Source organism: Variovorax sp. J31P179 (assembly GCF_030316985.1).
GTDB lineage: Bacteria > Pseudomonadota > Gammaproteobacteria > Burkholderiales > Burkholderiaceae_C > Variovorax > Variovorax ginsengisoli_B.
On the sequence record NZ_JASZYL010000022.1, the window covers coordinates 21,642 to 35,268 of the forward strand.

The 13,627-nt window shown below is 69.0% G+C and carries 14 protein-coding genes; 1 reads left to right on the forward strand and 13 read right to left on the reverse strand.

Features of this window, described 5'->3' with window-relative positions; all coding sequences use genetic code 11:
- The 10 genes from QTI17_RS32485 to QTI17_RS32530 form a co-directional block, all read right to left on the reverse strand.
- Positions 1 to 288, reverse strand: a complete 288-nt coding sequence (locus QTI17_RS32485; protein ID WP_286538082.1) for a LysM peptidoglycan-binding domain-containing protein — start codon at positions 286 to 288, stop codon at positions 1 to 3.
- Between the two features lie 3 nt (positions 289 to 291).
- Complete coding sequence (locus QTI17_RS32490; RefSeq protein WP_286538084.1) at positions 292 to 963, reverse strand: hypothetical protein; 672 nt, start codon at positions 961 to 963, stop codon at positions 292 to 294.
- The gene (locus tag QTI17_RS32495) at positions 960 to 1,196 is read right to left on the reverse strand and encodes a hypothetical protein (RefSeq protein WP_286538085.1); all 237 of its coding nucleotides are present in this window, start codon (positions 1,194 to 1,196) and stop codon (positions 960 to 962) included. The genes QTI17_RS32490 and QTI17_RS32495 overlap by 4 nt, the downstream gene beginning before the upstream one ends.
- On the reverse strand, positions 1,193 to 3,184 hold the full coding sequence (locus tag QTI17_RS32500) for an ATP-binding protein (protein WP_286538086.1): 1,992 nt from the start codon (positions 3,182 to 3,184) through the stop codon (positions 1,193 to 1,195). Before QTI17_RS32500 ends, QTI17_RS32495 begins: the two co-directional genes overlap by 4 nt.
- Entirely contained in the window at positions 3,181 to 4,398 is a 1,218-nt protein-coding gene (locus QTI17_RS32505) for a Pvc16 family protein (protein WP_286538087.1), read from the reverse strand. Before QTI17_RS32505 ends, QTI17_RS32500 begins: the two co-directional genes overlap by 4 nt.
- Entirely contained in the window at positions 4,395 to 5,213 is an 819-nt protein-coding gene (locus QTI17_RS32510) for a hypothetical protein (protein WP_286538088.1), read from the reverse strand. The genes QTI17_RS32505 and QTI17_RS32510 overlap by 4 nt, the downstream gene beginning before the upstream one ends.
- Positions 5,213 to 5,953, reverse strand: coding sequence for a T4 family baseplate hub assembly chaperone (locus tag QTI17_RS32515; RefSeq protein ID WP_286538089.1), 741 nt, complete (start codon positions 5,951 to 5,953; stop codon positions 5,213 to 5,215). The genes QTI17_RS32510 and QTI17_RS32515 overlap by 1 nt, the downstream gene beginning before the upstream one ends.
- Before the next feature lie 26 nt (positions 5,954 to 5,979).
- Positions 5,980 to 6,498 (reverse strand): phage tail protein, encoded by a 519-nt coding sequence (locus tag QTI17_RS32520; protein ID WP_286538090.1) that lies wholly within the window; start codon positions 6,496 to 6,498, stop codon positions 5,980 to 5,982.
- Positions 6,499 to 6,508: 10 nt separating this feature from the next.
- Positions 6,509 to 8,062, reverse strand: coding sequence for a DUF2586 family protein (locus tag QTI17_RS32525; RefSeq protein WP_286538091.1), 1,554 nt, complete (start codon positions 8,060 to 8,062; stop codon positions 6,509 to 6,511).
- 170 nt (positions 8,063 to 8,232) lie between these two features.
- Positions 8,233 to 9,744, reverse strand: a complete 1,512-nt coding sequence (locus tag QTI17_RS32530) for an eCIS core domain-containing protein (protein ID WP_286538092.1) — start codon at positions 9,742 to 9,744, stop codon at positions 8,233 to 8,235.
- Between the two features lie 373 nt (positions 9,745 to 10,117).
- Here QTI17_RS32530 and QTI17_RS32535 point away from each other — a divergent pair, with 373 nt between their 5' ends.
- Complete coding sequence (locus tag QTI17_RS32535) at positions 10,118 to 11,752, forward strand: eCIS core domain-containing protein (RefSeq protein WP_286538093.1); 1,635 nt, start codon at positions 10,118 to 10,120, stop codon at positions 11,750 to 11,752.
- Here QTI17_RS32535 and QTI17_RS32540 read toward each other — a convergent pair whose 3' ends face one another.
- The 3 genes from QTI17_RS32540 to QTI17_RS32550 form a co-directional block, all read right to left on the reverse strand.
- Positions 11,753 to 12,352, reverse strand: coding sequence for a DNA-3-methyladenine glycosylase (locus QTI17_RS32540; protein ID WP_286538095.1), 600 nt, complete (start codon positions 12,350 to 12,352; stop codon positions 11,753 to 11,755).
- 24 nt (positions 12,353 to 12,376) lie between these two features.
- Positions 12,377 to 12,667, reverse strand: coding sequence for a DUF1330 domain-containing protein (locus QTI17_RS32545; protein ID WP_286538096.1), 291 nt, complete (start codon positions 12,665 to 12,667; stop codon positions 12,377 to 12,379).
- A gap of 62 nt (positions 12,668 to 12,729) precedes the next feature.
- Positions 12,730 to 13,455 (reverse strand): IclR family transcriptional regulator, encoded by a 726-nt coding sequence (locus QTI17_RS32550; RefSeq protein ID WP_286538098.1) that lies wholly within the window; start codon positions 13,453 to 13,455, stop codon positions 12,730 to 12,732.
- Between the last annotated feature and the right edge of the window lie 172 nt (positions 13,456 to 13,627).

Below are 13,627 nucleotides of genomic sequence, written 5' to 3' on the forward strand. Positions count from 1 at the left end.
TCAGAACTGGGGCGATGCGATGCGCAGCACGCGGCCGATCGTCGCGGTGAGTTCGAAGGGATCGAGCGCATCGTTGGCGTCGCAGATGCGCCAGTACTGCTCCGGATCGCCGAAGGTGCGCGCCGCGATCAGGTCGAGCCGGTCGCCCTGCGTGACCGTGACGCCCATCACCAGCGGCATCGCGCTGCCCGCCGGCAGGAAGCGGCGCCCGAAGTAGCTTACGGCGCGCCCGCCGGGGTCCGTGTGGGTCAATACCGGAAGGCTGGCATAGCGGCTGGTCGTGGCCATGGTCTACATCCCCGTGCTGACGCCGCCGCTGAACGACAGCGAACCCGACGCCGACGCATTGCCGACCGTGTTGAGCGTGGCCATCGTCTCCTTGGCCACCTGGTGCGCAAGGAACAGCGCATAGCCCGGATGCGTGATCGGCAGGTCGTTGTAGCTCAGCACGCGAAGGCCCAGCTGCACCCTGGCGCGGGTCGGATTGAGGTTGACGTCGTAGGCCTCCTCGGTGATCGAGAAGGTGCTGATGCGAACCGGCAGCACCCGCTGCGGCCCCCAGATGAACAAGGTGAAGGGGGCGGCCGGCGGAATGATCTCGATCGTCCCGACCGCCAGCAGGATCGTGTTGGCGATCACCAGGCTGCTCTTCGGATAGACCAGCATCTCGAGGGCCGAGAGCTGAGGATAGATGCCCGAGCTCACCGCCAGCGGGTTGGCCTGCTCGAGCTGGTCGGTGGCATCGATCTCGACGTCGAGCGAGATGGTCTCGACCGGTGCGCCCTTCAGGCGCAGTGCCTCGCCGCGGTCGCCATCGTCCGAGCGCGTGGTCTGCGCCTCGATCTGGCGCGTCATGGTGTCGGGGTTGTACTGGAAGCTGATGATGCTCGCGAGCGGGTTGAACGGATCGATGCCGACGATCGCGCCCTTCACGAGCCGAGGCGAGCCTGGGAAGCCGCTCATGGCCGGCCTCCGCGCGCCGCGGGCGGCAGCGCCTGGTGCAGCGCCGCGGCGATGCGGTGTTCGAGGCGCTGCCCTGCGGCAGGTTCCTGCCGAACGGCCGGCTGGCGTGGAGCCCCGGCGTCGATGCGCTGCGCAAGCGCCTGCGACACCGCCTGCGCCAGCCGCTCGCGATCGACGGCGGCACCGCTGCCCGCGTCGACGACCAGCCGGTCGATGTGCAACTCGATCTTCATGCGTGTGCTCCCTGAACGGCCGCGGGCCGGAAATCCGCTTCGTGGATCGGCCGTCCGAGCTTGAGGAGCTCGCTGCGCGCGGCCTCGTGGACCAGCGCCATGGTCACGCTGCCGCCGCGGTGGGCGGCGAGGAAGGCGGCGTTCAACGCGATGCTGTGGATGCTCCCGCCGGTGCAGTCGAGTCTTGCGAGCTGCGTCGGGTCGAGCCCTTCGACCGGCGTGTCGGCGGGAAAGGCGCGCTGCCACATCAGCGCCCGCTCGTGCGGACCGGGGTAGGTGAATGGCACGACGAAGCGCAGCCGCCGCATGAAGGCCGCGTCGAGCGAGCCCTTCAGGTTGGTCGCCAGGATCGCCAGGCCGCGGAAGGCCTCGATGCGCTGCAGCAGGTAGTTGGTCTCGATGTTTGCGTAGCGGTCGTGGCTGTCGCGCACCTCGCTGCGCTTGCCGAACAGCGCGTCGGCCTCGTCGAAGAACAGGATGCCGCCGCCGTCTTCCGCGGCATCGAAGATGCGCTGCAGGTTCTTCTCGGTCTCGCCGATGTACTTGCTGATCACCGCCGAGAGGTCGATGCGGTAGAGGTCGAGCGCGAGCGCGTTGGCGATGACTTCGGCCGCCATCGTCTTGCCGCATCCGCTCTCGCCGTGGAACAGCGCGCTGAGCCCCAGGCCGCGGCTCATCTTTCGCTCGAAGCCCCAGTCCCCGTAGACCCGGCGGCGCAGGGCGACCTGGGCCACGATCTGGTGCAGCAGCGACAGCGCCTCCGCGGGGAGCACGATGTCGCTCCATTCGGCCTTGGGCCGGATGCGCTGCGAGAGCATGTCCATCTTCGAATGCGCGCATTGGCGGCAGGCCGTCCAGAGCGCCGAGGCGACGCCGTCATCGCCGCTGTCGCCGTCGTCGCCGGCCGCGCGCCCGGCGCTGCGCACCATCGACGCGATCTGCGGCAGGTTGAAGTTGAACTGGCTCGCCAGCCGCGACGCGAGCGCCTCGCGCGATTCGCCCAGCAGGTCGAGCCAGGCCTGCGTCTGCTCGGTGGCGCTGGGCCTCTCGATCGCCGTCACCAGAAGCCCGTCGCGGCCGCCGGCACCGAGCGCATGGGCGTCCCGCGTGGCGACGAAGGCCAGCGCGTGCAGCCGGTCGAGCAGCCGCCCCAGCACGGCCGCGCTCGCGTCGGACGACTCGCCGGCGGGCACGTCGTGCGCATCGATGTAGAGCGCCAGCGGCATCAGCAGGCATTCGCGTCGCCAGAGCCGGCACCAGGCCTCCAGATCGGCGCTTTGCGCCGGCAGCGCGGACAGCCCGACGCGTTCGAGGCGCAGCCCCAGCCCGGCCGCGACATGGGCAGCCACCAGCTGTTTGCTGGCGACGTCGATCCCGGTCAGCTGCAGCGCCGGGGCGCTGCCTTCGTCGGCGGACCTGTGCACGAAGGCCAGCAGCGCATCCACCGCCGACTGCTGCGAGGGCGGCAGCGCCTGCAGGTCGTCGGTGGCGATCGGCAGCAGCGAAGGCGCGATCCGCTCGTCGGCGCGATTGAGGCCCTTGATGTAGTCGACGATCCGGTCGTCGGCCCGCAGCGCGCTCATCGTCAGCGGCGTCGGGCCGTTGGCGTGCACTTCGACCAGGCGCCAGTAGCGCAGCGGCCGGTCGGGCGACAGGGCCTCCCATGCGGGGTCGTCGAAGAGCACCATCGCGAGCGCGAAGCTCGGCCAGGGCCGGGAGGGTTCGTCGAGCGCCTGTGCGCAGAGCCCGCCGATGCGCGTGTCGAGCGCCGCCGCGGCGCACAGCAGCAGCACCTTGCGCTCGAACGTCGACAGACCCAGCCGTTGCGCGAGCACGGCCAGGGTCGGCACCGCCACGAGTTCGTCCGAGTCGACGGCTGCCGCGGGCGCGCTGCGATCGGCCAGCCGCTGCAGCCGATCGCGCAGCCACGCGAGCGCCGCCCCGAGCGCCAGCTCGTTGCTCTGCAGGGGTGTGGCGCCGGCGTTCATGTGAGTGTCACCGTCGGGCCCACGTACTGGTGGAGGGTCGGGCTCCCGGGCGCTTCATCCGTCACCAGGGCACTGCAGGCGCCGTCGACCATCACCCGGGCCAGGTAGCTGCGGGCGACGAAGTTGGCGGGAATGGGAAACGAGACCGTGCTGCTGGTGTCGGGGTCGCCCGGCGCATGCGGCGCCGACGCGACCTGCTCGTCGTCGAGCAGCAGCACGGCGCGCTGCGTGCGGCCGACTGGCGGCGCCACCTGCAGCTGCAGCACCGCGCCGCGCGCGACGCTGATCGGCGATGCGGCGGCGATGCTCGGGCTGAGCATGAAGGCGGCGGCGTTGGACTCGAAGCCGACGCCCGGATGCACCACCGGCGGCGCGCCCAGCGGCACTTCCTGCACCACTCGCACGGTGTTCACGCCGGCCGGGACACCGGGAGGAAGGGTGAAGGACAGCGTCCGATCGGCGACGGTCGACGGCGCCACCCGGAGGCCGGCCACCACCACCTGCGTCGCCGGGGCACCCAGGTTCGCGCCCACCAGCGTCATGGTCGCGCCCGGCACGGCGACCTGCGGCGTGACCTGGTCGATCGAGGGCGTGCGCAGCGGCGCGACGACGATGCTCGCGCTGCGCACCGGGGGCGCGATCTTCGCGGGCCGGGCGCTGTCGATCAGGACCACGGAGGCCTCGTAGGCCGCCGACAGGCGGTATTGCGTCTGGTAGGCCATCCAGAGCTTCGACATCTCCTCGAAGCCGAGCGAATGCGGCGTGATGCGCACCCGCTCGACCTGGCCCTGCACGTCGGCCGCGCCCAGGGCATCGGCGAGGTCGGCCGGCATCAGCAGCGGGTTGTCGTGCAACGCCAGCATCGCGCGGCCGAGGAGCAGCTGCGCGATCAGCTCGTTGTCGTCCTGCCCGAAGGCCGTGAGCATGTAGTGCAGGTTGAGCGCGAGCGGCGGCTCGCCGCCGGCGGGGCCGCCGCGCGGCGGCAGGCCGTTGCTCAGCGCCGGGTTGGGCACCGTGCTGTAGAGGTACAGGTTGAGCAGGTTGCCGTTGGCCGAGAAGCTGCGCACCTTGTCGAGCGGCAGCGTCGTCACCTGGACCTGGGTGGTGGGCACGGTGTCGGCCGGCAGGTTGGCGGGCAAGGGAGCCTGCAGCGCCTGGTTGACCAATGCGCGCAGCCCGCGCGTCACGCTGGCGATGGCGAGCGCACTGCTCATCGCCCATGTCCTCCGGCACGGCGCTGCAGGTAGTCCTGCAGGCTCATCCGCGGCGCGGCGCGCGCCGGCTTCGCCGAAGGCCGGCGCGGCGACGCTTCGGGAGATCGAAGCTCGAGCCGGCCGATCGTCACCTGCACCACGGCGGACGGATCGGTGGCTGTGGCCGCCGGCTCGCGGCGTTTCGGCGCTGTTGCGGCGGTGGAGGCCGCGGCCGTTGTGCGCGTGTCGATCGAAGGCCGTGCGGCGGCGTCGGTCGGTTCTCGCCACGGCGCGATGCGGCTCGCCATGTCGGTGACCGGCGTGCGGGACGGCTCGGCTGCGGCGGGCAGCGCAGGCAAGGGCATGGGCGCAGCGTCCGGCCGCGGCGATGCGGTGCGGATGGCGGGCACTGCGGTGGCGACCGCATGGACCGACGCCGGCCGTTCGGCCGACGCCGGAGCAGGTCCTTCGCGTGGCGTCGTTCGAACGCCCTGCGATGCAGGCTTCGGAACTTCCCGCGAAGCATCCTGGACCGATGGCGGGTCGGAGATCTCGCGGATGACCGAAGCCCGGCGCTGTTCCTTCGGGCTCGCATCGACACCTGCACGAGGCGTCCGCATGGACGACGCAAGGCTCTCCTCTCCCCGCTCTTGCGCCACAGGCGCCGGCCTCGCGCGCGCCGGCGGCGCAGGCAAGGCCTCGTCCTCGCTGGCCGATCCGGGCTCCGCCATGGATGCGTTCAGCGGATCCGCAGCCTCGAAACGCGACAAGGGACGCGGCCTGATGAGGGGCCGGGGCTCGACGAGTCGCGCGGCGAGACGATCGAGGTAGCCCATCACGACAGCACCAGTGCGAGATAGGCGTCGCGCCGGACGCGGCTCATCGACAGGATGTCCGCCTCGCTCCAGCCGTAGCGCGAGGCCAGCGCATCCACTTCGGCGAGCAGGCGCGGCGCGCGGGCCTCGACCTCGGCCCAGCAGAAGGCGGCGAGATCGATCGGCTCGCCGAGGACCGCATCGCACGCCGGGCAGGTCATCGAGATCATCAGCTCCGCGGCCGGATCGGCGGCTTCCATCCAGGCGGCGGCTTCCTCCAGCAGCGCCGGCGGCAGCGCCTGCGGCGCCATGGCCTCGCCCGTTCGCGTCGTGCAGGCCAGGCAGCGGTCCAGCAAGCGGCTGTAGGCATGCCGGACATCGTCTTCGTCGGCGAGCGCGATGCTGTCCGCCACGGTCGGCAGTCTCATCTCGACGCGCAAGTCCCCGGACTCGACAGTTCGCGTCGGCGCGGCCTCGGCCGGCACGGGCAACCCTGCCGCAAGCGCACGCGCGTCGAGTTCGAACTCGAAGGCCTCGCCGCACTGCGGGCAGTCCGCGACGCAGGCGAGGCGGGCGCCGAAGCAATGCGCGTGCAGGTCCAGCAGCCGGCGCTCCCGCTCGCCGAGGCTCAGCCCGGCCAACCGGCCGCTCGCCAGGTCCGGCGCCGCCACCGCGAGCAGCGCGGCGGCACGGCGCGGCAGCGTCTGGCGCCGCATGGTTTCCCACAGGTGGAGCAGGTCGGAGTCGGCCAGGGTGTCCATGGCAAACGCGCGGTGAAGGGCGAGGATCAGGCGTTGATCGTCGGCTCGGTCGGTTCGGTGACGGAAGTGTCGCGCGCCCAGCCTTCGTTCTCGAGCTTCAGGTGCTGGATGGCGATCGCATTCGCATTGGCATCGAGGTCGGGCAAGGCCTGGAACTCGGACACCCAGCAGCGGTACACGTTGTAGGCAATCACCTTCTGGCCCGCTTCGTTGTAGACCTCGATGATGATGTCCTTGCGGAAATCCTTGAGCGAGACTTCCGCGCCGAGGCCGCCGCCGAAGTTCCAGACCTTGCCGGCCCAGTTCTCGAACTCGGGGTCGTGCGTCACGCCGCGCTCCAGCGTGATGGCGTCGAACTCGGTGCGCCCCGGCGACTTGTGCGAGGTGCTGGGATCGCCGCCGTCGCGGTGCTTGACCACTTCGGTCGTCTTCTTGAGCATGCCGACCTTGCTCACGCCCGCGACATACCGGCCATCCCACTTGACCCTGAACTTGAAGTTCTTGTAGGGGTCGACGCGAAAGGTGTTGACGGTGAACTGGGCCATGGTCTTCTCCTCAGGCGGCGATCTGGCCGGCCAGTTGCTGCAGGCGGATGACGACGAACTCGGCGGGCTTGAGCGGCGCGAAGCCGACCAGGATGTTGACGATGCCGAGGTTGATGTCGTTCTGCGTCGTCGTCTCGCTGTCGCACTTGACGAAGTACGCGGCCGATGGCGTGTGGCCCTGGAAGGCGCCCTGGCGGAACAGGTTCTGCATGAAGGCGCCGACGTTGAGCCGGATCTGCGACCACAGCGGTTCGTCGTTGGGCTCGAAGACCACCCACTGCGTGCCGCGGTAGAGGCTTTCCTCGATGTAGAGCGCAAGCCGGCGCACCGGCAGGTACTTGTAGTCGTCGGCCAGCAGGTCGGCGCCGCGCATCGTGCGCGAACCCCAGATCACGCGGCCGGAGACCGGGAACGAACGCAGGCAGTTGATGCCGAGCGGATTCAGCACGCCGTTGTCGCCGTCGCTCAGGTTGGCCTGCAGGCCCTGCACGCCGTTGAGCGCCGCGTCCAGTCCGGCGGGTGCCTTCCAGACCCCCCGCGTGCCATCGGTGCGCGCGATGATGCCGGCCACCACGCCGCAAGGCGCGAAGACGTCGGGCTGTCCGTTGAGCTGCGGATCGGACTTGATCACGCGCGGGAAGAAGATCGCCGCGTTGCGTGCCGCGTCGCCGGTCAGTCCCAGGCTGGCGACGCCGGTCGACGGGTCGGAGGCCTTCGCCGCCGCGGTTTCCTTGACCTGCCCCCAGGCGGCCAGCGGATCGACCAGCAGCACCGCGCGGCGGGTCGCGCAATAGGCCATCGCCGCCTGGTAGACCGCCGCGGCCGTATCGCCGCCACGGGTGTCGGGCGGGATGCACATCAGGTTGAACAGGTCGGCCTTGTCGAGCGCGAAGATGCCCGTCTTCAGGCTCGCGGAGCCCAGGTAGTCGGCGTTCGCGAGATGCGCGCTGTCGACGCCGCCGGCCAGTGCGACGGTGCCCGGCTGCGGTCGCGTGGCAGGCGCGATCGGATGGCCGGCGTTGTCCAGCGCCACCTTCGCGAGCAGCGAACTGCTGTCGAGCACGCGGGCCACGAAGCGCGGGCTGGCTGCGCTGGAGGAGACGTTCAGGAACTTCTCCGTGGCACCGCCGGCCTGGGTGATCGTGAGGTTGTAAAGCGTGGTGTCGGTCGGGTCGCGCGTGGCGTCGTCGACGATCGCCTTGAGCGCGTTGCCCCAGGTGCCCGGACTCGACGCGACGAGGTCCAGCGCCTCGCCGTTGGCGCCGCCCGTGACCAGCGCCGCCGAGGCGGCGACGGCGCCCGACTGCAGCCGCACGATGATGGCCTGGCTGCCGCCGTTCAAATAGAAGTCCTGGACCGCGTAGCTCAGTGGATAGTCCATCTGCACGCCGCCGAACAGCCGCTCGAAGTCGCCGAAGCTGGTGATCAGCGCAGGCTCGCTCACGGGTCCCTGCGATGTCCTGCCGATGAAAGCGGCGACCGAAGTCGCCACGCCGGTGATGGTGCGCACCCCGCTCGGCACCTCCTCGATATAGACGCCGGGGGACAGCAGTGCGGAAGGCATGGTCGACACTCCTTGTTGCAAATCGACACGACGCGCGGTCCTGGAGGCAGCGCCTCGCGCCAGGCCGACGGATCGATGCCCGAAGGGGAGCCGACATTACCCGCGCGAAACATGAACCGCAATAGACTGTGGGCCATAGGCATAGCGCCATGCCCTCGAAGGCCCGCGCTTCAGGGCGGCACGGTGGCCGGGTCGAGGCTCTTGCGTGCCTCGATGCACTTGTTGCGATCGGCACCGGCCGCGAAGGCCACGGCACAGACGTCTTCGGCCAGCAGCGGATTGTTGTTGTAGGCCATCTTGCTGTAGGCATCGCGGGGACCGGCCGTCTTCTTCATCTGCTGGACGAACAGGCTCAGGCGCATCTCGAGCCGCATGCTGGACCGGCTCGAATGGCTCTCGATGTAGTCGTAGCGGTCGTCGAGTCCCAGCGCATGATGGACCTCGTGCGAGAGCGTCACCGGGCTCGATGCCCAGTTGCCCGAGTTGGGCCATTCGCAGAACTTGACGGTGAACTCGAACACGTCCGGCCCCGACTTGTCGACGAACACGATGTCGACGTAGTAGCCCTTGGTCGTCATCGAGATCGAGCGCTCGATCGCATCCTCGAGGCCCTTGATCTTGGACACCTCGTCAGGGGCGCCGTTGAGCTTGACCTTGATCTTCACGCGGATGTTCTTGGGATCGCTGCGGTCCACCTTGTACTTCTTGCCCTGCTCGCCGGTCCTCTCGACCATGTTGGTGGCCGAGGCGACCGAGAGCTCGTCGACGTCGCTGTAGGCGCCGCCCCATATCGCCTCGGTCTTGAGGGCCTTGTCGACGACCTCGCGGTTCTGCTTGGCGACGTCCGGCGAGCAGCCGTAGCCCGATCCCGTCGAGGTGCCGACGAAGGGCGTCGCGATCGCCTTCAACAGCTTGAAGAGATAGTAGAGACGCTGGCCCTTGGCATCCCCGAGCGGCTTGGTCCTGGCCTGCGCGATGATCCAGGTGACGTTGCCCTTGGACACGCCGTCCAGCGCCTTGAATTCGGGGGCGGCCAGGATCTGGGTCTCGAACGCCGTCGCCTCGGTTTTCCATTCGGCCTCGGTCTTGCGCTGCACGCGCGGCGTGGCGTGGCCCTGCTGCAGCGTGTGCACCAGCTCGTGCGCGAGCAGCAGACGTCCGGCGTGGTGGTCGGGGTCGAACTTGCCGTGGCGAAAGTGGATGTGGTTGCCGATCGTGAAGGCCTGGGCATTCAGCTGCCGCGCATGCTCGTTGTCCGAGGCATCCGCATGGATGCGCACGGCGGAGAAGTCGGCGCCGAACCGGCGTTCCATGAAGAGGCGAGTGGCCGGGGGCAGGGCACGGCCGCCGCCGGTCGCGCCGAGGCCTTGGGACAGCGATTCGGCGACCGCCTCGCCCGGCTCGGGGGATCGCTGCAGCATCCCTTTCTCCTGCTCTTCCTCGCGTTCGCACCGGGCGCAGGCGCGGCTGATGCGCGGCGGCGCGGGCGTGAACGACAGCTCGTTGTCGGGCGCACGCAGGACCTTCTCGGCAATGCGGTCGGCTTCGTGCTCGAGCGGATCGTCGACCGCCCCGATCGTGAGCTTGCGCTGGACGATCCCGTGCAGCGGCGGTGCCACCGCCCACGCTGTGCGGCTGGCGGATTTTCGGACCTGTGTCCTGGCGGCCTGCGGCGCGTACATGGATCGACCCCTTCCGGAACGAAGTGGCGGGCGACGAGGAAAGCGACCGGCATATTAGCCCTGGGCGTGCCGCTTGGGGATACGCCGAAGGTTGGGGGCGCCGCGCGCGCCCGACTTGCGAGGCCACGTGGATCGGGGCACCATCCGCGCCATGCATCGTGCAAGCCTGTTGTTCGAACCTCCGCATCCGGTGGCCGCGAGGTCATCCGGGCCGGTTCGAGGCGCGGTAGCGGAAAGCGAGCGAGCCGCACCGAGGCGCGAATTCACGCGCTCCGGCTTCAGCTTCGGCGAGGTTCCCATCCATGCGGGCGGACCGCCGCCGGGCGAGGTGCCGGGCAGCGTGCATCAGGTTCTGCAGCAAGCCGGCAGTCCCATGGAGACCGCCCTGCGGCGCGACATGGAAAGGCGCTTCGATGCCGACTTCTCGGCCGTGCGGATTCACTCCGGGTCCATGGCCGAGCAATCGGCGAGAGAGGTCGCCGCGGATGCCTACACCGTCGGCCGCAACATCGTGTTCGGCGCCGGCCGGCGCGCGGAGGACGCCGGCGACGGGGGTCGATTGCTGGCCCATGAACTGGCCCACGTGGTCCAGCAACGCGGCGCCTCCGCCGCGCCGATCCGTCTCCAGCGCAGGGCGCGCGATCCCGACGAAGCCGCCGCGATCACCAAGGAGGAGACGACTCTCGCGGCGCTGGCGAAGCGGGCCCTGGCCTCGGGCAAGCCGGCATTCGCCGTGCACGAAGTCGTCTGGCGGCTGATCAACGCCTACGGCCTCGACATGCATTTCGAACTGAGCGGCAGCCGCTACGACAAGGGCCGCAAGGGCGTCTTCTTCGACTTCAAGGGCAGCGGACCCAGGACCACCGGAACCATCGTCGCCGGCGACGATGCGCTGCAGCGGGTCGCCAAGGGCGACGCCCCGGCGCTGGCGAAGGAGATCGAGGCCCAGATCGGGCGTGTCGATACGGCGCGCGGTGCCATCGACTATGTCTTCATCATGGGCAAGGACGCCAGGAAGAGCGACAACAAGTTCTACACCGAAGCGAAGAAGTTCTTCAAGGCCGAGTATGCGGGCGCGACGATGGTGGAGGACGTGCGCGACCTCGACGGCATCAACCAGCGCATCAACAGCGGCGGCAAGCCGGTGGCCAACCTGATCATCGTCTCGCACGCGCACCCCGACGGCACCCTGCAGTTCTCTCTCGACGCCAAGGACCCGACGCCGGGCAAGGTGGAGTATGCGGAGCTCAAGAAGGCCAACCAGGGCGGCGGCATCACCCAACCCAAACCGGACCTGGTGGGCTTCTGGACCAACGTGCTGATCAGGGGCTGCAACCTCGGGCGCAGCGAGGAGATGCTGGGCGAGGTGCGCACCGCCTTCGGCGGCAGTGCGCGGGTGATCGCGCCGACCCATGGCCAACGCTATGGCGGCGGCACCGAATCGCTGGCCGATCCCTTCTACGAGGAGCCCGGCGCGAGCAAGCTGTCCGACGAGGACGCATTCAAGCGGATGAAGGCCAAGCCCGAATATGCCTTCGTCACCGATTGGGCCGCGATGCGAAAGAAGCTCCGGCGCACCACCGACCAGAGCCAGGAAGTCGCCTACGACGGCGCCTTTCCATCCAAGGGCAAGGAACTGGACCTGCTCCGGTCGCAGGCGAAGCAGCTCAACGTGAAGGACTTCAGTTTCGGCTCCAGCCGCCGCGTGGGCAAGGACACGGTGTTCACCTTCACGCCGAAGGACGAATTCAAGAACGGCCCGGTCGACATCACGGCCGAAACCCCCCCCAGCGACAGCGAGGCGATCGCGCTGGCGAAGGAGAACATCGCGCGTCCCTCGGCCTACACCTTCACTGTCCGAAGGATCCAGTCCGGGCTGAAATTGAAAGTCGTGGTCGATGTCGTGCGGACCGAATGGGAACTGCACCACGCCGAGATCCACAAGGGCGGCAAGGGCTTCGACCCGAGGCCGGGGTCCAAGCCCTGGTACGGCGACACCGACTATTGATCAGCCCGCTGGACGGAACGGCTTGCTCAGGTAGCGCGAACCCTTCTCACCGAAACGCCAGGGCAGATCGATGGCCTTCGAGATGCCGATCCGCGGCCCGACATCGACCGCCAGCGGCGGCCGGTCGCCGGGCCGTGCGAGCAGCGCGAAAGGGGGCGCATCGAGCGCCTTGCCGTTGAAACTGTCGTCGACACCGAGTGCCTGGCCGACCCGCCCGGGGCCGGCACACAGCAGCCGCAAGTCATCGAGGCCGCGCCGCTCGCGCATGCGCGCCAGGCCGTGGGTCGGCTCCAATGCGCGGATCAGCACTCCGGCGCCGTGTCCTGACTCGCGGCAGACGAAATTCAGGCACCAGTGGATGCCATAGGAGCGGTAGACGTAGGCGTGGCCCGGGGGGCCGAACAGCGCCACGTTGCGCGGCCGCGGGCCACCGAAGCTGTGGGCCGCCGGCTCGGTGCTGTCGTAGGCCTCGGTCTCGACGATGCGCCCGCCGACGCCATCGACCAGCAAGGTGACGCCGATGAGTCGGCGCGCCACCTCCTGCGACGGGCCGTCGAAGCCGATCGATGGTGCGGCTGGGAGCAGGTCGGCGGCAGTCATCGGCGCCGCGGCACGCGCTCGCGCTCAGACCCCTTCGATGACCCGGAGATCGCGCTCGGCGCCATCGCCCAGGGCGGCGAGGGCGGCCTGGTAGGCAGGGCTGTCGTGGGTGGCCGTGGCCTGCTCGATGCTGTCGAACTCGATCAGGACGGTGCGCTGGGCGAGGCCGGCCTCGTAGACCTTGGCCGGCACGCCACGTGCCAGAAAGCGTCCGCCACCGTCGGTGATGGCGGGACCGGCGAGTTTGGCGTAGGCCGCCAGTTTGTCTGCGTCCTTGACGGCACGGTACGCGCTGATCCAATAGGCTTTCGGCATGGTGATCTCTCTTGTTGCTGAGCCGGAAATATAGCTTGCGGCCCAAGTTCTCGCCGACGGAGTCACTGTGCCAGGGCGGCGGCTTCGACCTGCATGTCGGCGGCGAGGGATCGCAAGGTCGATGCGGTCAACGTGTCCGCCAGGCCCAGCGCGGCCAGCGCGTGGCCGATGCGGCGCTGCGAATCGAGAATGGGAACGGCCAGCACGGAAATGCCGTTGATGTAGTTGCCGCGATCGACCGCGAACCCCTTTTGCTCCACCGACTTCACTTCCTTCAGCCAGGTGTCGAACGAAGGAGGGTTCTCCCAGTTCAGTGACTTGAAGCCGCGGCGCAGTTCGCTGTCGCTCAAGCCGGAATAGTGAGCGACCAGCCGCCCGGTCGCGCTGGTGAGGGCGGGCACCCTGCTGCCGACTTCCACGTACAGGCGAAACGGCCCCTTCGATCGCGCCAGGGACAGCACCACGAGGTCGTCGAGGCCCGAGACCTTCATGCCGATGGTGGTGACGTTCCATCGCTCGGCGATCCGGTCGAGCGCGCTTTGCACGCGGACGGGGAACGGGTTGTTCTCGACCACGCTGCGCGCGAGGGACAACACGCCGACGTCGAGGCTGTAGCGCTTGGTTCCCGGTTCGAGCTTGACCATTCCTTCGTCGACCAGAACGCGAAGGATGTGGAGGCAGGTGCTGGTGACCAGATCGAGACCTTCCGAAATCGTCTTGAGCGTCATCGGCTCGGGGCTTCCCGCCAACAAACGAAGAATGGAAAGCGCGCGCGAGACGGCGGGCACGGGACGAACGCGAGGGCCCTTGGCGGACGGTGATGCGGGTGCTGCGACAGGCATGGAGAAGGGGCGGTTCACTGGGTTGGCGAAGCATACGACGCTTTGAGCTGGCGTCCGTCGGCCGGCATCGATGGGTCATGCGGACCGCCTGAAGTCATTTTCATAATTGTCTATAGAC